General features: G+C 52.3%; 16 protein-coding genes and 1 riboswitch. Of the genes, 7 read left to right on the plus strand and 9 right to left on the minus strand.

The window, feature by feature from the left end; genetic code table 11:
• Positions 1–64 precede the first annotated feature (64 nt).
• Positions 65–2,524, plus strand: a complete 2,460-nt coding sequence (locus tag MKY12_RS28680; protein ID WP_339311796.1) for an O-antigen ligase family protein — start codon at positions 65–67, stop codon at positions 2,522–2,524.
• A 114-nt stretch (positions 2,525–2,638) separates the two neighbouring features.
• Here MKY12_RS28680 and galU read toward each other — a convergent pair whose 3' ends face one another.
• Positions 2,639–3,526: a UTP--glucose-1-phosphate uridylyltransferase GalU gene (gene galU, locus MKY12_RS28685; protein ID WP_339311798.1), complete on the minus strand. Its 888-nt coding sequence runs from the start codon at positions 3,524–3,526 to the stop codon at positions 2,639–2,641.
• A 187-nt stretch (positions 3,527–3,713) separates the two neighbouring features.
• On the opposite strand from galU, the gene MKY12_RS28690 reads away from it, so the two are divergent.
• Positions 3,714–4,547 (plus strand): hypothetical protein, encoded by an 834-nt coding sequence (locus MKY12_RS28690; protein ID WP_339311799.1) that lies wholly within the window; start codon positions 3,714–3,716, stop codon positions 4,545–4,547.
• Positions 4,548–4,738: 191 nt separating this feature from the next.
• On the opposite strand, the gene MKY12_RS28695 is transcribed toward MKY12_RS28690, so the two are convergent.
• A complete protein-coding gene (locus MKY12_RS28695) occupies positions 4,739–7,291 on the minus strand; it encodes a DUF3656 domain-containing protein (protein WP_339311801.1) in 2,553 nt (850 codons plus the stop codon).
• Between the two features lie 267 nt (positions 7,292–7,558).
• Here MKY12_RS28695 and rfbA point away from each other — a divergent pair, with 267 nt between their 5' ends.
• Together rfbA and rfbC are read left to right on the plus strand one after the other, a co-directional pair.
• A complete protein-coding gene (gene rfbA / locus MKY12_RS28700; RefSeq protein WP_339220632.1) occupies positions 7,559–8,437 on the plus strand; it encodes a glucose-1-phosphate thymidylyltransferase RfbA in 879 nt (292 codons plus the stop codon).
• 21 nt (positions 8,438–8,458) lie between these two features.
• Positions 8,459–9,019: a dTDP-4-dehydrorhamnose 3,5-epimerase gene (gene rfbC / locus MKY12_RS28705; protein ID WP_339311802.1), complete on the plus strand. Its 561-nt coding sequence runs from the start codon at positions 8,459–8,461 to the stop codon at positions 9,017–9,019.
• 80 nt (positions 9,020–9,099) lie between these two features.
• Here the strand turns inward: rfbC and MKY12_RS28710 are convergent, their stop codons facing one another.
• From MKY12_RS28710 to gmd, 4 genes are all read right to left on the minus strand, one after another.
• Positions 9,100–11,064, minus strand: coding sequence for a stalk domain-containing protein (locus tag MKY12_RS28710; RefSeq protein WP_339311803.1), 1,965 nt, complete (start codon positions 11,062–11,064; stop codon positions 9,100–9,102).
• Positions 11,045–12,235 (minus strand): trypsin-like peptidase domain-containing protein, encoded by a 1,191-nt coding sequence (locus MKY12_RS28715; protein ID WP_339311804.1) that lies wholly within the window; start codon positions 12,233–12,235, stop codon positions 11,045–11,047. Before MKY12_RS28715 ends, MKY12_RS28710 begins: the two co-directional genes overlap by 20 nt.
• Positions 12,236–12,370: 135 nt before the next feature.
• Positions 12,371–12,580 (minus strand): hypothetical protein, encoded by a 210-nt coding sequence (locus MKY12_RS28720; protein ID WP_036721132.1) that lies wholly within the window; start codon positions 12,578–12,580, stop codon positions 12,371–12,373.
• Positions 12,581–12,924: 344 nt separating this feature from the next.
• A complete protein-coding gene (gmd, locus tag MKY12_RS28725) occupies positions 12,925–13,914 on the minus strand; it encodes a GDP-mannose 4,6-dehydratase (RefSeq protein ID WP_339311806.1) in 990 nt (329 codons plus the stop codon).
• A gap of 151 nt (positions 13,915–14,065) precedes the next feature.
• Here gmd and MKY12_RS28730 point away from each other — a divergent pair, with 151 nt between their 5' ends.
• Entirely contained in the window at positions 14,066–14,305 is a 240-nt protein-coding gene (locus MKY12_RS28730; protein WP_339311808.1) for a DUF3977 family protein, read from the plus strand.
• A 445-nt stretch (positions 14,306–14,750) separates the two neighbouring features.
• Here MKY12_RS28730 and uvrA read toward each other — a convergent pair whose 3' ends face one another.
• Both uvrA and uvrB read right to left on the minus strand, forming a co-directional pair.
• The gene (gene uvrA, locus MKY12_RS28735) at positions 14,751–17,627 is read right to left on the minus strand and encodes an excinuclease ABC subunit UvrA (protein ID WP_339311810.1); all 2,877 of its coding nucleotides are present in this window, start codon (positions 17,625–17,627) and stop codon (positions 14,751–14,753) included.
• A gap of 536 nt (positions 17,628–18,163) precedes the next feature.
• Positions 18,164–20,155, minus strand: coding sequence for an excinuclease ABC subunit UvrB (gene uvrB / locus MKY12_RS28740; protein ID WP_036721141.1), 1,992 nt, complete (start codon positions 20,153–20,155; stop codon positions 18,164–18,166).
• A gap of 181 nt (positions 20,156–20,336) precedes the next feature.
• On the opposite strand from uvrB, the gene MKY12_RS28745 reads away from it, so the two are divergent.
• On the plus strand, positions 20,337–21,128 hold the full coding sequence (locus MKY12_RS28745) for a flagellar motor protein (protein ID WP_339311812.1): 792 nt from the start codon (positions 20,337–20,339) through the stop codon (positions 21,126–21,128).
• On the plus strand, positions 21,125–22,021 hold the full coding sequence (locus MKY12_RS28750) for a flagellar motor protein MotB (protein WP_339311813.1): 897 nt from the start codon (positions 21,125–21,127) through the stop codon (positions 22,019–22,021). The genes MKY12_RS28745 and MKY12_RS28750 overlap by 4 nt, the downstream gene beginning before the upstream one ends.
• 100 nt (positions 22,022–22,121) lie before the next feature.
• On the opposite strand, the gene gcvH is transcribed toward MKY12_RS28750, so the two are convergent.
• Complete coding sequence (gene gcvH, locus MKY12_RS28755) at positions 22,122–22,514, minus strand: glycine cleavage system protein GcvH (RefSeq protein ID WP_339251716.1); 393 nt, start codon at positions 22,512–22,514, stop codon at positions 22,122–22,124.
• A 184-nt stretch (positions 22,515–22,698) separates the two neighbouring features.
• Positions 22,699–22,796, plus strand: a riboswitch (glycine riboswitch).
• Positions 22,797–22,973: the final 177 nt, after the last annotated feature.

The raw sequence follows: 22,973 nt of genomic DNA on the forward strand, positions 1-22,973 counted from the left end.
TTGGCCGAGACATGTCTCATATGCTAAAATATCCTCGTACCTACAGATAAAGGAGATTATAAACGTGTCGAAACCAGTATACGGTAAAAATGCGGTTCAGTCGAGAAATGTTGAAAAGATATCCAGTTACATATGGGCGTTAGCGATAGGGTTCATTGTTTTTTTGGTCTGGGCCCCGTTTCAAGTAGGATTATTTAATGGGCAGCAGATTGACTTTGAGAAGCCTATCTATCTGTCTTCACTCCTAAGTAGCCTGATGCTGCTGGTGTGGATAGGCCTATACTTCACCAAGTTCAGACTGGAGGGACAGCGTGATGCGCTGGCTGTGGCCTCGCTGCTGTTGCCTGCTACCTATGCGTTGTCGCTTATTGGCGCTGCTTCGCATTATATGGCGATGAACCTGCTGTTTGTACAGAGCATGTATGTCGCAATATTCATTATAGCGTTATATTTGCTCCAGCAAAAGCAACTAAATGTTGTCATTCAAAATGCCATTCTGGCGATCGCTTATTTCATCGTCGGTTTCGGTCTGCTGAACTGGCTTGGCAGCTGGAAATTTGCCGGGGGGCTGATAGGCTGGTTCTCCAATACGGTGCGTGATGGTAAATATTTAGATGCAGTCATGACGGACTCTAACGGGCTGCGTCTGACCTCCATTTTCCAGTATGCCAATACTTATGCAGCCTTCCTCATGGCATTCCTGTTCGTGGCAGTGTATGCCCTGGCACGCTCCAAAAAGTGGTATGGTACGCTGACGCACAGCTTCATGCTGGTACCGATTATCGTATCTCTTCTGCTGACCTTGTCCCGTGGGGGACTTGTCATGCTGCCTGTAGTGTTCATCCTGCTCCTGTTGTTCCTAAAGCCTGCGCAGCAGATTCTCTGGATTATTCATCTTGCGCTATCTGGCCTTGCGGCTCTGCTGGTTACTAACCCACTGACTACACTGGGTACAGAGTTAAATACTACTTATTCCTCTTCAGCAGCACTTAAGGCCTGGGCCTATCTGATCGGGGCCTCGGCAGTCGTTGCTGCTTTGGGCTGGGTGATCCAAAGATTTGCGGCGCCATGGCTGCATGGGAAGCTTGGGGGCTCGGAAACCCGAAAATTCACCGGACTATGGATTCCGCTCGGATCAGTCGTGGCTGTAGCTGTTGTAGCTTTCCTGCTGATTGGGACTAGTGTTCGCAGTATATTGCCGGATAACATTGAGACACGTTTGGAGAACATTAACTTCAAGCAGCATAGTGTACTCGAACGATTTACTTTCTACAAAGATGCCATGAAGGTAGTGAAGGATTATCCTATTCTAGGATCGGGCGGGGGCGGCTGGTCTGCCTTATATGAAGAGTACCAGAACAACCCATATGTAAGCCGTCAGGTTCATAACTTCTTCCTACAGTATTTGATCGAAGTCGGGATTGTCGGGTTCATTGTGTTCATGGGTTTCATCGGATATATTTTCTACAAATACATCCGTGCCTACCTGAAGCGTGACAAGGATGAATTCCATAACGGGTTCTTCTTCTACATTATTGCGCTGTCAATCCTGATCCACAGTCTGCTGGACTTTAACATGAGTTATGCCTTCATGGGTATTATGGTGTTCATCGGTTTAGCTGGTATGGGCGCTGTAATGGATAACAAACCGCTCCGCCAGAGCTTGAATAAAGCCGGAATTCGAATGGGGTACATGGCTGTACTGACAATCGGGACGATATTCCTGCTGTTCCTGTCAATCAACTACATCGGGTCCAGTGATGCTGCTCTCAAGGGCAAAAACTTAGTTTCCGTGAGTACTTCCTATGAGGAGATCAAAACTCCGTTGGTCAAAGCACTTGATGCCCGTCCTTACCATCCGGAAGCAGCATTATACTTGTCCTCTCTTGACATGCAGGTATTCAAGCAAACTCAAGATGAGCAGTATCTGGCTGAAGCGTCCAATGTGCTGACGCGTGCTTTGAAAGATGAGCCTTACAATAAAAATCTATTGACTCAACTGGCCAGCTATTACGATCTGAAGGGCCAACCTGACATGGCGTTGGCAGTATACAGTGACAATGCCTACAAGTTCAACTGGGATATCACGTGGTATGAGTCATTGATAAACCGTGCCCAGACACTTGCTGCTGCGGCGGCTGAGCAGAAGGATGAGGCCAAGAAACAGGAATACCTCACCGCCGGACTTGATGCGTACAAGCATGTGGTGGATGGTGTGGAGCATCTGAAGACCTTGCCTCCTGAACAGCTGCAGGGCCGTCCTTTCTCAGTTACCCCTGCCATTGCACTAAATGTGGGTAAGCTACAGGTCATCTCAGGACAAAATGATGTGGCTGCTGCTACGTTGAAGCTTGGTTTAAGTGACGATTACAGTGATACCGCTAACCGCGAAGTAGCCCGCTGGTATTTGGCGGCACTGAAGAAAGCAGGAGCAGCAGTCGATCAGCCAGTCTATGACAAGCTGGTTGCCGCAGATCCGGCTGAGGCCGCAGCCATTGAGGCTGTTGTGAATACGCAGTACTGATCGGAATAACAGAACAGATATACAAAAAAGCGGCTTACTGTCTGAGTACAGTGGGCCGCTTTTTTATGATTAAAGGGGGGAAAGCAATAAGTATGAACATAAGTAATAGTTTGATTACCTGCTAATCAGTCTCTCCTCGTTCTCAATAACTTCCTTCAGATACTCTAGCAGCCCTTCCTTAAGCTCCTCATGCTGAAGCGCGTAATGAATGCTTGTCTGGATAAAACCCATCTTCTCGCCGACATCATGCCGTCTGCCTTCAAAGTCGTAAGCTATTATCCGCTCCACTTCGCTTAAGCGTGAGATAGCATCAGTAAGCTGAATTTCCCCACCTACACCTACCTGCTGCTCACCCAGCATATCGAAGATACGCGGAGTCAGTATATAACGTCCCAGGATCGCCAGGTTGGATGGAGCGTCCTCACGCTTAGGCTTTTCTACAAGCCGGTTGGCTTTATAGACACGTTCTGCTAATTCAGATCCGTCTACCACCCCGTAACGGGAAACATCCTCCCAAGGTACGGGTTGAACGCCGACGATGGAGGATCTGTACTGCTCGTACACTTCGATCATCTGCTTTAGGCAGGGCTTGTTCGACTCCACAATGTCGTCTCCCAGCAGAACCGCAAACGGCTCGTTACCGATGAACTTGCGGGCGCACCAGATGGCATGTCCGAGGCCGCGCGGTTCTTTTTGACGGATGTAGTGAATATCGGCCATCTCAGAGGATTTGCGTACCGACTCCAGCAGCTCCCACTTCTGTTTCTCTGCCAAATTGAATTCCAATTCGAATGAATTATCGAAATGGTCTTCGATTGCGCGCTTGCCTTTACCCGTCACAATAATGATATCTTCAATCCCAGAAGCAACTGCTTCTTCCACAATATATTGAATCGTTGGTTTGTCTACGATGGGCAGCATTTCTTTGGGCATCGCTTTGGTCGCAGGCAGGAAGCGTGTTCCCAGACCGGCAGCGGGAATAATCGCTTTACGGATCTTCATCTCATAGCTCCTTTAACAGATATACTCATAATCTCAATTATAACAGTTCCTGCTGATTTTGGGCAGTATACTGAGGCAGGGACAAACAGGGACGAAGATCTCTGGGTGAACGCCCAGCGTTGACGTTCCCTTTGGATGTTGATATAACAGCACTATACAGCACTTCCATTCGAAGAGGAGGGTATCCATGTTAGACTTATCCAGTCCGGTATGGCAACAGCTTCACGGCCCTTTCGGCCCTGCTGAAGCGGTCCCCGGGTTACTGCAGCAGTTGCGGAAGGAGTATAGCACCGAGGTTAAAGATGAGCTGTACTGGGAGCACCTGTTCCATCAGGACACGATCTACAGCTGCACTTTTGCCGCAGTGCCTTATTTGTCGCAGCTTGCCAGGCAGTCGGATGACCCCGAAGTAAAACTGGATATTTACGTGAACTGCGGGATCTTCCTGACGAATCAGCTGACAGTGAACAGCGAAAATCTTCCTTCTGAGTTTGCTCACCAGAACCCGCCGCTTGCTGAGGAGCTTGTCCAAGAGATTTATACGGCCTACCTCACTGCTATTGAATACCTGGGCAACCTGTCGGAAGAGATCTTCCGCTATGCGGAATCGGCGCAAAAGGATGACCAGGAGAAGCGATACATCCTCGCTGCGGATGCTGCTTACCGGGGAGATCGGGCAGTAGCGGGTATATTGTTGACCTATTCGGAAGGCGATGAATACATGGTCGGATGCCCGAGCTGTTATGAGGAAATGTATATCTGGCCGGATGAGAACAGCCCCGGGATGACCGCCTATTCTGACGACCCGGTATTCAGCGGCAAGGAGAATGGTCAAGCTGTTACACCTTCCGAGATTGGCAGTGTCCGGCCGGAAGACAGCCCGTTAGCACGCCTATGGCAAGCAGCTCATACCATCAAGAACGGTCAACTCCTGGAGCAACTTCCCTATCTCTGCGGTCATGTGTCCTGTCCAGCCTGTGGTGAAGCTCTGGAAATCTGGCCAGAGCTGTTCCCGTTGTAAGAAAGAGCGGATGGGTAAAAGGTTTGGTTGGCTGGATAGTGTGGAAGATACAAAAACAGGCCCGGAAGAATCGGGAGCCATCTGGTTAGATGGCCTCGGTTTCTGCCGGGCCTGTTATTATGGCCTTAGCTGATTGAGTGCATGAAACGTGCGAAAACAAGTCCACCCTTGGGGGAATGGGTCTAACTCATTTACTTCGCATTCACCAACTGCCCGCGCGTAACCCCAAGCTGGTTGGTAGCCTTCAGGCTCTTCCAAACCTGGGTGCCGGAGATTTCGCCACGTAGTGCGCGGCTGTAGAGGCTGATAACCTCTGCCACCTGCTCTGGGGTCTCCTCCAGGAACTCAACACGGAAAGAAGCTACGCCTAGCTCACGGAAGTGATTGAGGTATTCAGCGCCCGACTGCTCTATCGCGTTATAGACGGTGTTGCGGCAGCCTTCATCCACACGGACGGGATGGGACATGCCGATGCGGTCCTGTAAGGACGCACGCTGCTCCTCACAAGGACGGCCACAGTTGGTGTAGTCCGTGCCTTCACTCATGAAGGTACAATAGACGCAGTGTTCTGTATGGAACATCGGCAGATGCTGGTGGATAACAACCTCCATGCGGGAGGTGTCGCTGTGCCCCAGCAGGTCGACCATCTGCTGAATGTTCAGGTCATACGACGGTGTCACCATGTCACAACCGGCGTCAAGGAACAGATCCACAGCCCGGTGATTGGCGATATTCAGCGAGAAATCGCCAATCAGCCGGGGATGCGCAGCCTCTGGATGCTCCATGCGGTGGCGCAGGTAATAATACAGCGCACCGGTGTTGCGGACCAGCACAGCATCAGGCTGCAGCCGCAGGATGTTGGCATGGTAGCCGTTCTCGTTCGGCATATGGATGCGTGGGGTGGCCAGCGCAATGCTGGCCCCAGCAGCCCGCACAGCGTCTACTGCCGCCGGGAACTGCTTGATGAACTCGAAATCGGCGTATATATTCGTTACGCCGGCTTCGAGCGCAGCCTGCACCTGCGGCAGGCTGCGGCACAGCGCGGTGAGCTCCGCTTCACCGCTGCCCGCCCCCGCACCATCTCCTGCGGCGATGGTGCCCGTTGTGGCGCCCCTGCGGGAGGCACCGCCGTAGACCTCAACCTCCCGTTTCACATATACGGGAGGCTTAGGGCGCTCGCCTGCAAGCAGCTCCACCGCCTGGCGGCGGATGCTGTTCAGCTCGCGCATGGGCACGATCACGTCGCCTTGCAGATGCGACTCCAGCGCTTCAAGCTGGAACAGGGTCCCGCCCAGGCGGCCGAATTGTTCTTCCAGCAGCGCGGTATCCATCGGACGCTTCTGCGCTGTCTCCAGCGCGAGCTCCGAATCCACACGGACAGTGACGTTCTTCTGAACGTCTGTCCACCAGGTCGTCAGCTTCTCGCCTACGCAGCCCTGTACTCTTACATGAACTGGGAATACCCGGTACGGCTTCTCGGTCTCGTAGGACTGGCGCAGCGCCTTGTCGAGCGCCGGGTCGTTCGTCTTCCAGATGCGGTCCCCCACATGCAGACGGCGCAGGTCTACGTCACTGCGGCCGGGAACGATATCAATGATCCAGCCCTCGCCGGCTTCGCCTTCCAGCTTGACGCCCTTGCGGCGCAGATCATAGACACGGCCGCCTTCTTCCTTCTTCGTCGGATCTCCGGCATCGAACACAATGCCGTCTCCGCGCTTAAGCGGAGCATGAATCCGGCAGACCACCCCATCGCGCAGGATCTGTTCCACGGTGCCCAGGTACACCCCGCGGCTTTTCGGGAAGGTGCCATCGACTAATTTTTTATTATTGGTGCCTTCAAGGAAACCGTTCGTGAAACCGCGCGAGAAGCTCTGTTGCAGCTCACGCATATCCTCCTTCGAGGTAGGCGTCCAATTACCTTCAAAATACTTATCGATCGCCTTACGGTACTTACTAACCACATTGGCAACATACTCCGGGGTTTTGAGCCGGCCTTCGATTTTGAATGAGGTCACTCCGGCTTCAATCAGCTCCGGCATCAGGTCGATGGCAGCAAGATCCTTCGGCGACAGCAGATAAGTCACATCGCCCATCGGCTTCACTTCACCATCAATCATCAGATCATACGGCAGACGGCAGGCCTGGGCGCATTCCCCGCGGTTCGCTGAACGTCCGCCCCACATTTCGGAAGTCAGACACTGGCCCGAATAAGATACGCATAGCGCACCATGCACGAACACTTCCATAGGCAGGCGGGCTTGATCGCCAATCGTACGGATCTGCTTGAGATTATTTTCACGCCCGAGTACGACGCGTTCCAGCCCCCACGGCTTCGTGAATTCCACCGCTTCCGGCGAGGTAATCGTCATCTGTGTAGAACCGTGAATCGGGAAGTCCGGAGAGATCTCACGGATCATCTTCACCAGCCCCAAGTCTTGCACGATTACAGCATCTACACCAGCGTCCACACAGGCATCAATCAGTCCCTTGGCATCCGGCAGCTCATTCTCGAACACCAGTATATTAAAGGTCAGGAACCCCTTCACTCCATAGCTGTGCAGAAACGCCATAATCTCCGGCAGCTCGTCCATCCGGAAGTTGTTCGCTCTGGCCCGTGCATTAAATTTCTCTACGCCAAAAAAGACAGCATCCGCCCCGTTCGCCACCGCTGCACGCATGCAGTCCCAATCTCCCGCCGGAGCCAGCAGCTCTACGTCTTCTCTGCGTATTCCTTGCTCTTTCATTTATATCCTCCCAAACCGCCTGTTCGGCGGGTCATTTACAGCTTTTTAACTTATTAATTGTATCAAATATCACAGCTGTCTGCCAGTAAAATAGAAACACTTGGATTTTGCTTTCCATACGGTTCTATCTTAAGATAAGCTGGAGCTCCTGCTTTAATAGACAAATGAAGAAGAACCAGCGTAAAATATGAATAGAAAAGAATAAATACGCAAAAGATCTCACGGTTCCCAAAATTTATATGCAGCAAAAGGAGAGTTGAAACAGTTATGAAAGGCATAATTCTTGCGGGAGGAAGCGGCACCCGGTTATACCCTCTCACAATGGTAACCAGCAAACAATTACTGCCGGTCTATGATAAACCCATGATTTATTATCCCTTGTCCACATTAATGCTGGCAGGCATCCGAGAAATTCTGATCATCTCTACTGCTGAGGATACACCACGGTTCGAGCATTTGCTCGGTGATGGCTCCCAATTTGGAATTTCACTGCAGTACATCGTCCAGCCGAGCCCGGATGGGTTGGCACAGGCTTTTATTCTGGGCGAATCGTTTATCGGAGAAGACTCTGTAGCAATGATTCTCGGAGATAATATATATTACGGAAACGGCATGACCAAGATGTTGAAGCAAGCTGCCGACAAAACAAGCGGGGCGACCGTATTTGGCTACCATGTGCCCGATCCCGAACGTTTTGGCGTGGTGGAATTTGACGGAGACGGCAAGGTCCTCAGCATCGAAGAGAAACCAGAGCATCCAAAATCTAATTATGCGGTTACCGGCCTTTACTTTTATGATAACCGGGTGATTTCTATTGCTAAGGAAGTCAAGCCGTCACACCGCGGCGAGCTGGAAATCACTTCAATCAATGAAGCCTATTTAAAATTGGATGAGCTGGATGTTGCCCTGCTGGGGCGCGGGTTTACCTGGCTCGATACCGGAACCCACCAGAGTCTGGTGGATGCCACCAACTTCGTCAGAACCATTGAAGACCATCAAGGGATTAAAATCTCTGCACCCGAAGAAATCGCTTATGTCAATGGCTGGATCACCAAGGAACATCTCCTGGAATGCGGACATAAGCTGAGCAAGACCGGATATGGCCAATATTTAATTAAGGTCGCTACAGGTAAAATCCAATTTTAAACCATAGAAAGAGTGGATATAATGAAGTTTATCAAAACCCATCTGGAGGATGTTCTCGTCGTTGAACCGGCAGTCTTCGGAGACCACCGCGGCTGGTTCATGGAGACCTACAGCGAAGCTAAATTCCATGAACAAGAGCTCCGATATCAGTTCGTTCAAGACAATCAATCTTATTCCGCTGTAAAAGGTACTCTGCGCGGACTTCACTTCCAGCTAAATCCGAAGGCACAGACCAAGCTTGTACGCTGTACACGCGGTTCGATCTTTGATGTGGCTGTTGATATCCGTCAAGGCAGTCCTTCTTACGGCAAATGGTTCGGCGTTGAGCTAACTGCTGAGAACAAGAAGCAGCTTCTCATCCCCAAAGGGTTTGCTCATGGTTTCATGACACTAACCGAGGATGTCGAGGTACAGTACAAGTGCGATGAGCTATACGCGCCCGAATGTGACGGCGGTATTCTGTGGAATGACCCCGACATTGGCATTGAATGGCCGATCGATGTTACCCCTCTTCTGTCTGCCAAGGATGAACAAGCACCGCTGTTAAAGGACGTAAAGCATAATTTTGTTTATCAGGCTTAATTATTTATTTTATTCGTGTCTTACAAAAACAACGTCCCGGCTGATCGGCAGCCTGGGACGTTGTTTTTTTATATACCCTCCTACTCCCCCACCCACCCAAACGACCCCAGCACCCGCTCCAGCACCGCCTGCTGGCTTGCAGTGGCGTTGGCGGTGTTCAGCGTGATAGTGAGCGTATAGACTACCTCGTTGCGGCTGAACACAATGATCTTCGTGCTCGCCGGGATGCTGTTCTTGGTCTGCTCTACTGTGAGTATAGTAGCTGGCATACCCGCGAAAGTGGTTTCTGTGACGCTTTTCACCTGCGGACCCTTAGGATCTTGCTTGGTGTTCTGGTAATAGCTCTGCAGCTGGCTGACGGCATATTCCGGCGTGACCTCGGGGCTGGCATAGAGCTGGAAACGGCCGCCGGTGAAGCGGTATTCCACGCTCTGGCTCTCGAACAGATCCTGAACCGGGCTCCACAGCCGCGGAATCTCGAGCCTGTAGCCGTAGGTTTTGGAGATCTTAGTGACCGACTTCTGACTGAGCTGGGTATAATCCTCGGACGCCAGGCGTCCGAAGTTACTTTTCGTCTGGGCAAAATCAATATCGATCGAGTTCAGTACCTCTGTAAAGCGCGCCTGATCACCACTCTGTCCGGGCCCGGAAGCCGCAACATATTCAAAATAATAACGGTACCCGTTCTTCAGCAGCAAAATCTGATATTCGGTGCTCCACCCGCTGCCCGGGTTAAGCCCGATCTCGTTAATCAGCACCGGTTCACCGGAGACCTTGCCCGCTACGCTGTCCTTCAAGGTGTAGGCCTCAGCCACATAGGTGTCACGGAGCTGTGACTGCAGTTCCTGGTTCCAGCTTGCCAGCGTAGAGCCCGCAGGGGCGGAGCTTACTTTTACACGCAGATAACTCCCCTGTTTGCCCGCATAGTAGAGCTGCTGGTCATCCGCACTCCAGTCGGCAGGGACCTTAAGCGCAATCCCGTAGTCATCGTTGTAGCCTTCGCGCAGCCCGTTGCGGATCGTGGAGAGATCGCGGATGCTCCGGTCGGATGCGTCAAAAGAGGGCTGAAAAGAATTCAGCAACGCCGCATATTTGCCCAGATCCTTATAATTGGCTGCATTGTCATCTGTCAGATAGATCTCATACAGCCTGCCTCCGGCATAATATTGCCTGCCCTCCCAGAGCGCGCCGCTCGAATCCTTGCTCACAGTCCGGGCATAAGGAACCTTGGCCTTAGACACAGCCTCCCGGTCCAGTACAATCTCCCCGCCCTCCTCCGAGGAGCGGACCAGATTCTCCAGCAGCCCTTCGGCATCAAGCGGAACGGCAAGCGGCGAAGCGTGCACCTCCAGATAGTACCCATTCTCTGCACTCGTAAAAGTCGCTACGCTCTCATTCCCTCCACTGTCGCCCACGACCAGCCCTGGCGGATAGTTCATGCTCCACTCCAGATAACTGTTGCCGATACGGGTTTTGCCTGCGTCACTGTCAATCCCGGTCTGCGCTTCAACGCCTACCATTGCTACCGGAGGAGCTAGCGTAACTAGTACCCCTCCGCCCGCCGCCGGATTTATCCGTGCACCAAGTACTCCAGCCACGAACCTTAGCGGCACCATCAGCACACCGGATACCATACGCGGGGGCGCGGCGAGGTTGATTTTGACACCATCCTTCCAGGCAATCGTGCTGCCTATCGTCATCGCACCGGTATGCGGCCCGTACATTACCTTCACCACATCATCGCCTGTGAGGGAGACGGTGCTGCCGAAGGCTTTTTTGAAAATCCCCAGCGGGACCAGCAGCGTTCCATTCTCAGCAAAAGGCTTCGGAATCGTGACCGGCTTCCCGTTAACCGTTGCAGAAGCACTGCCCGCTTGAAGACTAAGCTGTAGCAGAGCCCCCTCCGCCGCCTGCGCCCTTCCCGCAGGAAAGAGACTGAGCAGTAATAATAGCACTACAATAACAGACACTCCGCGCCGTAGTTGTCCCGCTCTGCTGCCTGGCCCGGCTGTACCTGCCGCCTCCTCACTCTGTCGTCTGATCATCGGTCTCCCCCTCCGTCTTAGCGGCACTCACCAGAGGGTCGCCTTGTCCAAGAACAAGGCTTCTGGCTACGATATCGCCGTCACTCTGCATCAGCAGCTTGACCACCGCCCCCGGCTTGTACTGTCTGAATAATTCATTAACGTCAACAAGTGAAGTCACCCGGCGTCCGTCTATGGCGTACAGTGCATCTCCCGCCGTAATCCCTGCCTTGCGCGCTTCTGCCGTAAGCACCTTCGTCACTGTTAATGGCTCCTGCCCCGGCAGTCCGACAATTACGGGCCAGCTCTCCTCAAGCTCAATTCCGAGGCTTGGACGCCGGACCTCTCCATATTGGAGCAGCTGATTCATGATGTACTTCACCGTATCTGCGGGAATCGAGAAGCCCATATTTTCCACACCCACAGCTGCGAACTTCATACTGTTGACCCCGAGTACCTCCCCCTTCATATTGACCAGCGGTCCTCCGCTGTTGCCGGGATTGATGGCCGTATCGCTCTGGATCAGCCGGTACGCCGCATCCACCGAACGGTTGAGACCGCTGATTACGCCTACAGTAGCCGAATTTCTCAAGGAAAAGGAGATCGGCGTCCCGATCGCTATAACCTTCTCCCCAACCTGAAGATTGGCGGAGTTGCCTGCGAAGGTTGCGGGCTTTAGGGCTTTGGCTTTGATTTTGACCAGTGCAAGATCGCTGAATTCATCCGAGTATGTATCTGTGATGTTATAGCTCGTCCCGTCTGAGGTGACCACTACCGCCTTCTCCAGCCCGGCCATCACATGGGCATTGGTAATGATCCATCCGTCTGCTCTGATGATAATCCCGGAGCCGTGGGTCAGATTGTAACGGTCATCCGGTCCGCCGGTTTCTCCTCCCGCTTTGCCGATAATGCCGACTACAGACGGCGAGACTCTGCTTATGATTTGCGGAACCGGGTCTGCTGTTGCGGGCTGGCTCCATTGCCCCTTGTTCTCCTTGTTCTCCTTGTGCACCGTACCTGCTTGTCCGGCCTTCATCACGTTGACAGCCGTGCCTCTCTCAGCCTCTAATGTTCCTATCCCGCTGTAGACCGCCCCATGAACAACACCGGCTGGACTTATGAATCCCGACAACATCAACAGCATAGTGCCCAGCAGGACCACCCTGCCCCGGGCCGTCCTGCCCCTCCCCATTCCCATGGCTCTCCCCTTCTTTCCTGCGCGAAGCATATAAATTCTTATCTTCAAAAAAAGACGCCTTTAGGATCGCCGCTGGCGGTAAAGGTGTCTTTAAGATGAGCCTGCCTCTGAGGTTATGTGTGCCTTACTCTAGCTGAACCAGTTCATAATCATTGCATAATCGGATACCACAAAAACCAGCAGACTTACCACTGCAAAACCGATGGCAAATTTGTTCTTCTGCGGAGCTCTAAGCAGCCGGACCACACCGATAAGTATCAGGATCGTGAATACAATCATAAACGCATCGAAGGTATGAAATTTAGACGGTTCTTGCGCGGCAGCTTCTGCAAGCAGCATGGCAATCCCTCCCTGAGAGTGTTGTCAAGCAAGTTTCTCTAATCCATATCACCTTCTATGTTATCGTTACCATTTCCGTCACGCAATAGAAATATTTCAAAAACGGTGTATTTGTCACAAAAAATATTCCTCGTGGCTAAATCGCGCCTCGGATTGGCGATATTTATCATTGACCACCGTTGTTTTTTTAATTTTCAAGGAGCCAATCCACCTCAATCCAGCCTACAGCTGCTGCTATCCATTCAACGTAAAAGCTTCTCATTGAATCTTACGGCGGATATGCTATAGATATGCCTGTTTGGACTTGGTGGACTGAGTGGACTGGCTGGACCTCAATACTACGATTACAATACTTTATCACCTTTAATTAAATCTTCATTAATGAGCGCTAAATCGCTATCCACCATCATCTTGACCAATTGCTCAAATGTAACCTCCCGTTCCCAGCCTAGCTTTTCTTTAGCCTTGGAGCAATCACCAAGCAGTAGATCCACTTCAGCAGGTCTAACAAACCTCTGATCAACCACAACATAATCTTTCCAATCCAGTCCTACATGCGTAAATGCGATGTCTACAAGTTCTTCAATCGTATGCGTCTCCGCAGTCGAGATTACGAAATCATCCGCTTTATCCTGCTGAAGCATCAGCCACATCGCTTTAACATAATCCCCTGCAAAGCCCCAATCTCTTTTTGCATCCAGATTTCCCATCCGGAGTTCCGTTTGCAGACCCAGTTTTATTCTCGCCACAGCATCAGATACTTTGCGGGTTACAAATTCAATGCCACGACGTGGCGATTCATGGTTGAATAAGATTCCAGAACAGGCGAACATGTCATAGCTTTCTCTATAATTAACAGTAATCCAGTGACCATAAACTTTAGCCACACCATATGGACTTCGTGGATAAAATGGGGTCGTTTCTTTCTGTGGTGTTGCTAATACTTTACCGAACATTTCACTGCTTGAGGCTTGATAAAATCTCGCTGCCGGTTTAGTCAAACGCACCGCCTCGAGCAAATTGGTAACACCCATTCCAGTAGCTTGAGCAGTTGCAACAGGTTGAACCCAGGAGGTTGCTACGAAAGACTGGGCGGCCAGGTTATAGACTTCATCCGGATCTGAGATGCTCACCGCTCTCATCAGTGACCCCAGATCCAGCAAATCGCCTTCAATAAATTCGATTTCATTCTTTAGATGTCCGATGTTATCCATAATTGGTATACTTGTTCTGCGGCGCAAACCAAATACTTTATATCCTTTTGACAACAGAAGCTCTGCCAAATAAGATCCATCTTGTCCTGTAATCCCTGTAATTAATGCACGCTTTGTCATTTAAATCCCCTCATTTTCATAGGTAGTAAGGCTTACTGATACCTATTAACAAAGCCTGCAGAATATGTCTAAGCGCTTTCTTGTCCAGTACAATCATAAAAGTGAAAGCAGCCCAATTGTTAATCATATCTGGAAAGAACGGCGACCCTTCTTGAAATACATCGAATTTGGAATCGGAAACACGTGGCTGGTGCGAACAGAGATTGAACAGCCGGATGGGACAGAGGTCGAAGTACAGGGGATCGTCCGGCCAGTTATCTTCCGTTCCTTCTACATCCGCGTCTGGATCGGAAGAACCGTCTGGATTGCGGACTCACGGGAAGGGTTCAAACGGGGAGCTAAAACTACCCGCCGATTTAAAATTATCCTGGGCATCCGCAGTGAGTTGTAGCGGGGAGCTAACACTATAAATTACTGATCGGGCAGTATTGCTGTTGCGTGTGTTTTTGCTTACCGCCGTAGTGTGAGTGCGAGGGATATTTAGTGGAATTAGTACATTTAGTTTGGCGTAACCGTTACATTTATATCAAATAGTTGGAAAAACAACACTTGTTGAACCCGATTTTTGGTGAATATACAGAGTTCTATGGAGAGAAGTGTACTTTTTCCAACTACGTTAGTCCAACACGCCGCTTCGGCAGTATTAAGTGCCTTATTTCCAACTACTTCCGCTCTATAGCTTAGAGACTCAATAGAGGGCATTCTGACTCCCCAAAACGTATCGGAACTTGTGAAACCTGCCGCAATATTAAAATAACCCATGCCCCCTTTGTAAGAAGGGGCATGGGTTATTCGGATTAATGAGGTTATTAGGTTTTATACCGCTCTTCCTACATTTAAACCGTCTCAGACGTCTGCAGCTCCATAGCCTGCGTACGTTCCGTATCACGGATCAGGACTGGCTTCAGGTAGCGGCCCGTATAGGATTCCTCCACGCTGATCAGCTTTTCTGGTGTTCCGGTAGCAAGGACGGTACCGCCGCCGCTGCCGCCTTCCGGTCCCATATCAATGATGTAGTCGGCTGTCTTGATGACATCGAGATTATGCTCGATGACCAGAACCGATTCGCCTGAATCGACCAGGCGGTGCAGTACCTCAAGCAGACGCCCGATGTCGTCCACATGCAGGCCGGTTGTCGGCTCATCCAGGATATAGAGTGTCTTACCGGTACTGCGGCGGTACAGCTCGGAAGCCAGCTTCACACGCTGGGCTTCACCGCCGGACAGGGTGGTTCCCGGTTGGCCAATGTTGATATAGCCCAGACCTACATCCAGCAAGGTCTGCATTTTGCGGTGAATTTTCGGAATATTCTTGAAGAACTCCGTTGCATCCTCCACCGTCATCTCCAGCACATCCGAGATATTCTTGCCTTTATATTTCACTTCCAGCGTCTCGCGGTTATACCGTTTGCCTTTGCAGACCTCACAAGGAACGTATACATCCGGCAGGAAGTGCATCTCAATCTTGATAATGCCGTCTCCCCGGCACGCCTCACAGCGGCCGCCCTTCACATTGAAGCTGAAGCGCCCCTTCTGGAAGCCGCGCACCTTGGCCTCGTTCGTCTTGGAGAATAGATCACGGATATCATCGAACACACCTGTATACGTAGCCGGATTAGAGCGCGGTGTACGCCCGATCGGGGACTGGTCAATTTCGATGACCTTGTCCAGATTCTCCAGGCCGCGGATTTCTTTGTGCAAGCCGGGACGGACCTTGACCGCCTTGTTCAACTGGCGGGCCAGACTCTTGTAGAGAATCTCGTTAATAAGCGAAGACTTGCCGGAGCCGGATACGCCGGTTACCGCTGTGAAGACACCGAGCGGAATCTTTACATTCACATTCTTCAGGTTATTCTCCTTCGCTCCACGGATCTCGATCCAGCGTTCATTATCGGTTGGCCGCCGCTTGGAAGTCACCGGGATGAACTTACGTCCGCTCAAGTATTCACCGGTCAGGGAACCCGGGTCCTTCATAATCTCCTCCGGGGTCCCCTGAGCAATGACCTGTCCGCCGTGTTTCCCGGCACCCGGTCCAATGTCGATAATATAGTCAGCTGCCATCATGGTATCCTCATCATGCTCAACGACGATGAGCGTATTACCGAGGTCGCGCATATGGGCGAGCGTAGCAATCAGGCGGTCATTGTCCCGCTGATGCAGGCCGATACTCGGCTCATCCAGAATATAGAGGACACCCATCAGACTGGAGCCGATCTGGGTAGCCAGCCTGATGCGCTGGGCTTCCCCGCCGGATAGAGAGCCGGCTGCCCGGCTAAGGGTCAGATAGTTCAGCCCCACATTCACCAGGAAGCCGAGCCGGCTGCTGATTTCCTTGAGGATCAGATTGGCAATCGCTGTTTCTTTCTCACTAAGCTTGAGATCTGCGAAGAAGTCCAAGCAATCTCCAATCGAAAGATCCGTCACATCCGCAACATTCTGCTCATTGATAGTCACCGCCAGAATCTCTTTCTTGAGCCGTTTGCCCTTGCAGGAATGGCAGGGCTTGGCGCTCATGAAGCCTTCAATGAACTCACGGATTCCTTCGGAGGCTGTATCGCGGTACCGGCGCTCCAGATTCGGAATAATGCCCTCAAAAGCAACCAGGGCGTCTTTGCGCTGGCCGAAGTCGTTCTCATATCGGAAACGGATCTTCTCGCTGCCTGTTCCGTGCAGCAGCTTGTTCATATGCTCCGGCGACAGGCTGCTTACCGGTACATTCTGCGGAATCTTGAAATGCTCGCACACCGATTTCAGGAACTGCGGATAGTAGTTCGACGTACTGCCTGTCCAGGCCAGGAAAGCTCCTTCTTCAATGGACTTCTCCATATCCGGGATCAGCAGATCGGGATCGACTACCATATTCATCCCCAGCCCGTCACACTCAGGGCAGGCTCCGAATGGGCTGTTGAAGGAGAACATACGCGGCGCCAGCTCTTCTATGCTGAATCCGCAGACCGGACAAGCAAAGCTTGCACTGAACAGCAGCTCTTCCTGGCCCATCACATCAACGAGAATCTGACCACCCGACAGCTTCAGGGCAGTTTCAAGCGAATCGGTAAGCCGGGTTTCAATATCATCCTTAATTACAATCCGGTCAACAACAACCTCAATCGTATGCTTTTTATTCTTCTCCAGTACAATATCTTCCGTCACTTCGCGCAGCTCACCATCCACACGTACACGGACGAAGCCTTGCTTCGAGATATCTGTGAACAGGCCCTTATGCTCACCCTTACGGCCGGAAATGACCGGGGCCAGAATCTGCAGACGGGTCTTCTCCGGGTATTGCATGATCCGGTCCACCATCTGTTCAACGGTCTGCGAAGTGATCTCTATGCCATGATCCGGACAATGCGGATGGCCGATTCGGGCAAAAAGCAGCCGCAGATAGTCATAGATCTCGGTAACCGTCCCTACCGTGGAACGCGGGTTACGGCTAGTCGTCTTCTGGTCAATTGATATGGCCGGGGAGAGTCCGTCGATGGAATCTACATCCGGCTTCTCCATCTGGCCCAGGAACTGGCGGGCATAGGCAGACAAAGACTCCACATACCGGCGTTGTCCCTCTGCGTAGATGGTGTCGAAGGCTAGGGATGATTTGCCTGAACCGCTCAGTCCCGTCAGCACGACGAAGCGGTCACGCGGAATCGTTACGTCGATGTTCTTGAGGTTATGGGCCCTCGCGCCCTTGATTACTATACTTTCATGTGCCAACGGTACCTCTCCTTTAAGGGGAATTTAAAATGGAAAAACATTTTGGGAAAATATTTTCGATCCCTCCCAAACCCTCCCTTCCAAGGGAGGGCCCCAAGGGTTGCACCCTCTGGACACCCGCAAACTTGGCGGAAGGAATTAGGCGGGTGGATGGACGACTACTGGGGCATTAGGCCCGCTAACCCCTACGGGGCCGCTATACTTACAGAGCAGGGTACGGCTCGCTTCCGCTTGCCGCAGACGCTGTCCCTTCGGGATACGCGCTAAGGGCTTAACTGCACACTCTCCTTACGGGATACGTGCTTAGGGCTTGAGTGCACGCTGTCCCTGCGGGATACGCGCTAAGACCCTGAGTGCACGCTGTCCCTTCGGGATTCGCGCTAAGAGCTTAACTGCGGGCTGTTCCTACGGAATGCGCAAAAGACTTCAACAGCGGGCTGTCCCTTTCGGGATACGCAAAGGGCTTTAACCATACTATCTTCAAAAGGAACGGCCTAAATAGCGCCGTTCCTTGAATCATTAACTTCTCGGCCGGGTTACTCTGCCCGCAGCTCAAGCAAGGCATCGCGCAGCTCGGCGGCGCGCTCGAATTGCAGGTTCTTGGCGGCGTCCTTCATCTCGGCCTCCAGACGCTGCATCAGGCTCTGCTTGTCTTTCTTGTTCAGCTTGCCGCCGACACCGGTGAGATAATCGGCCTTGGACTCGGCCACCTTGGTCGCCTCGATGATATCGCGCACCTTCTTGTTGATGGTCGTCGGGGTAATCCCGTGCTTCTCATTATGGGCGATCTGAATCTCACGGCGGCGCTGGGTCTCGCTCATCGCCTTCTCCATGGAGTCCGTAATGCGGTCCCCGTACATAATGACCCGGCCCTCCGAGTTACGGGCGGCACGGCCGATCGTCTGGATCAGCGAACGCTCGGAACGGAGGAAGCCTTCCTTGTCAGCATCCAAAATCGCGACTAGCGACACCTCCGGCAGGTCAAGGCCCTCTCTGAGCAGGTTAATACCGACCAACACATGGAAGGTGCCCAGACGGAGATCACGCAGAATCGCCATACGCTCCAGTGTCTTGATATCGGAGTGCATATAACGTACCTTGATGCCAATCTCCTTGAAGTAGTCCGTCAGGTCCTCAGACATCTTCTTCGTAAGGGTGGTAACGAGAACACGCTCATCGCGTTCTACCCGGTCACGGATTTCATTGATCAGATCATCGATCTGCCCTTCGGTAGGGCGCACTTCAATGATTGGATCAAGCAGACCGGTAGGACGGATGATCTGCTGGACCATCGTATCGCAATGCTCCATCTCATAAGGTCCCGGTGTTGCGGACACGTATACAATCTGGCTCACCTTGTCTTCGAATTCCTCGAATTGCAGCGGACGGTTATCCAGCGCAGACGGCAGGCGGAACCCGTGTTCTACAAGGACTGTCTTACGCGCACGGTCACCGTTATACATCGCCCGGATCTGCGGCAGCGTCACATGAGACTCGTCAATCACAATCAGCATGTCATCCGGGAAATAGTCCATCAGTGTATAAGGAGTCGCTCCCGGCTCCCGGAAGGTAAGCGGACCGGAATAGTTCTCGATCCCCGAACAGAAGCCAACTTCCTTCATCATCTCGATATCATAACGGGTCCGCTGCTCCAGCCGCTGGGCCTCCAGCAGCTTGCCTGCTTCACGGAGCACAGCCAGCCGCTCCTCCAGTTCACGCTCAATATTAACCAGCGCTACACGCATGGTCTCTTCCTGGGTAACGAAGTGAGACGCCGGAAAAATCGCGATATGATCGCGTTCGCCGATCAGCTCGCCTGTCAGAACATCAATCTCCGTAATCCGTTCGATCTCGTCTCCGAACAGCTCTACCCGGATCGCATGCTCGCCCTGGGATGCCGGGAAGATCTCAACGACATCCCCGCGCACACGGAACGTACCGCGCACGAAATTAATATCATTACGCTGATACTGGATATCTACAAGCCGGCTCAGAATCTGATTGCGCGGCTTCTCCATCCCTACACGCAGCGAGAGCAGCAGGCTTCCGTATTCCTGCGGCGAACCGAGACCATAAATACAGGACACACTCGCCACAATAATAACGTCACGGCGTTCGAACAGCGAGCTTGTTGCCGAGTGACGGAGCTTGTCGATTTCTTCATTTATGCTGGAGTCTTTCTCAATGTAGGTATCGGAGGAAGGGATGTACGCCTCTGGCTGGTAGTAATCGTAGTAACTGACGAAGTAATCCACGGAATTGCTCGGAAAAAATTCTTTGAACTCACTCGCCAGCTGCGCAGCAAGCGTCTTGTTGTGCGCAATAACCAGCGTGGGGCGGTTCAACTTGGAAATCACTTGTGCGATGGTAAAGGTCTTGCCTGTACCTGTCGCTCCCAGCAGCGTCTGGTGCTTCTTGCCCTGCCGGATGCCGTCCAATAACTCTTCTATGGCATGAGGCTGATCGCCCTGGGGTGTATACTCGGACTCCAGTGCAAAAGTCTTCGTACTGACGACAATATCACTCATTTGCCCGTCTCCCCTCTATCGTCTAGAATATATGAATATATTATAATTTTAACCCTAATCATCCTTCATCCATACCAAGCTGAAAAATATGGAAGATAGGAATGCACGTTCCCGTTTATTATACAGCGTTGCCCAGACTGTTGCAAACCATAATATATAGAAATTTAAGGAGCCTGAATTTATGGATTTCATTACAATACTCGGCCTGCTGGCCGGAATTGCCGCCATGATCGGCGGTTTTCTGTGGGAAGGCGGCAGCCTGTCCGGCCTGCTGCAGCCCAATGCTGCCCTGATCGTATTCGGCGGTACCCTTGCGGCTGTACTCATCAGCTTCCCGGCATCCAAGCTTCGCAGCATTCCGGCGGCGCTCCGCCTGGCTTTTGGCCGACAACAGGATACCAGCCGGGAACAAGCCGAAGAGCTGATTGCTATGGCTGCACTAACGCGGCGCGGCGGTGTTCTCGCCCTGGAGAAACGGGCAGAGGAACATCCCGATCCCTTCACCCGTGAAGGCCTGTTTCTGATTGTCGACGGCAATGACCCGGATCAGGTCCGGCAGATCCTGGAGCTTGGAATGGATGCCAAGGAGCTGAAATATGAAGGCTATGCCAAAATATTCGAAGCCGCCGGCGGCTATGCACCGACCATGGGGATTATCGGCACCGTTATGGGGCTGATCCGGGTTCTGAGCAACTTAACGGACCCTTCCAATCTGGGCGCATCGATTGCCGTAGCTTTTACAGCAACACTCTATGGCGTAGCCAGCGCTAATCTACTCTTTTTACCCATTGCCTCCAAAATTAAATCCCGCAGCCAAAGTGAGCTGGGCACCATGGAGATGCTGCTCGTCGGCATTCTGTCCCTGCAGAACGGGGATCACCCGCATCTGGTCCGGCAAAAGCTGGCCCCCTTCCTGGCAGACGCCCCTAAACGCAGCGCCAGCACCAGCACCAATCCGGGAGAACCGCTATGAGACAAAGAAACCGCCGGCAGCGCCGCGCCGCCGCAGGGAAAGAGAGCCGGGACCGCTGGATGATTACCTATGCGGATCTGATCACGCTTCTGCTTATTTTCTTCGTGATTCTGTATGCCATGAGCAGTCTCGATTCGCAGAAATATGCCATTGTCAGCGGCTCCTTATCGGATACCTTCAAGAGCGGAAGTACAGTACTGGAAGGCGGAAGCGGCGTTCTGGAGGGCAATCAGGGCATTACAGGGACTGACGTTTCGAAGGGTCATAATGAAGACGGCAGCACCGCTGACACGCCTTCGGCCACAGACTCTGGGGATGCGAACGGACTCAATGGACACGGGGCAGATACACCTGCAGCCGGACAAGAAGGAGATGGGGCTGAACACCAGCCGTCTGCGCGCGAGCTTGCTTTTCGTGAACAGGAGGCGAAGCTGGCTGCGCTTATGGGCGTTATCACCCAATATGTGGAGGAGAATAACCTGGGTGAGCAGATTTTTGTTGCCGATAAGCCGCAGGGCATTGCCATCACGCTCAGTGACCGCTTCCTGTTCGATGCGGGTAAGGCTGAGCTGAAATCACCTGCACTCCCTGCACTGCGCCAGCTCTCCGGCCTGTTCCGCGGCATCGGCGCCACCATTAGCATCGAAGGCCACACCGACAATGTTCCCGTGACGCCAGGCTCAGTGTACAAAGACAACTGGGAGCTATCGGGCGCCCGGGCGCTGTCGGTCCTGCGCTTTTTTCTGGACAAAGAGGGGCTGAGCCCCGATACCTTCCAGTACGCGGGTTATGCCGATACCCGGCCTGCATATGATAATGCGACCACCGAAGGCAGACAGAAGAACCGCCGGGTCGAACTCATTGTTCTGCGCCAGCTGCAGGAGACGGAATAATATACAGACGCAAAAAGACAGACCTCTCACATTAGTAACATCTAATGTAATAAAGAGAGGTCTGCCGTATTAATATCCGCTTCCGCAAAAAAGCTAACTTTTATTCCCCAACCAGTTGCTTGTACGCTGCCGCATCCAGCAGGCCGGTTACTGCCTCTGCGAACTCTGCGTCCAGCTCCAGCTCAAAAATCCAACCGTCTCCGTAAGGCTGATCGTTGATCAGCTCCGGGCTGGCCTCCAGCGCATCGTTGATCTTGGTCACCTTACCGGATACGGGTGAATATAGCTCCGATACCGTCTTCACGGACTCAATACTGCCCACGCTGTCACCAGCGGAGATTGCCGCGCCGACTTCCGGGAATTCTACAAACACGATATCGCCGAGCAGATGCTGCGCATGATCCGTAATCCCTACACGTACTACGCGTCCCTCGCCCTGCTGCGCCCACTCATGCTCTTCGCTGTATAGCAGGTTGTCAAGCACTTCACTCATGTCCAAGCCGCCTCTTTTCCGTAATTGGAGTTCTAAATTTAGTTATAGCCTAAGTTATCGGCTTGCCTAATGTCAATATAACTGACAGTAAAATTAAATTTGTCAACTTTTTGACGTTTTTTGATTGACAGGGCGGAGGGTTACCCGGTTTAATGGAGTCAGTAGAAAAACATATGGTTTGCGAATGATGGCATAGGGAGAGACTGTCTCACAGGAAGACAGCGCCGAAGGAGTAAGCCCGGGATGGGTGAATCTCTCAGGCAAAAGGACCTTTGCCGGACGCATCTCTGGAGAGCATCCGGATGCCTGCGCCGCAGGCTTCACGGATCACCAACGGGGAAACCTGCGCTGCAATGCAGGGTAACTCTCAGGTACCAAGGACAGAGCGAAAGTCCATTTATGCATACGTGCATAATGGCTTTCGCCTGTCCTTTTTCGTATGTAATCAAAGCCAAGGGA

It is taken from the genome of Paenibacillus sp. FSL M7-0896 (assembly GCF_037975415.1).
GTDB lineage: Bacteria > Bacillota > Bacilli > Paenibacillales > Paenibacillaceae > Paenibacillus_AQ > Paenibacillus_AQ silagei.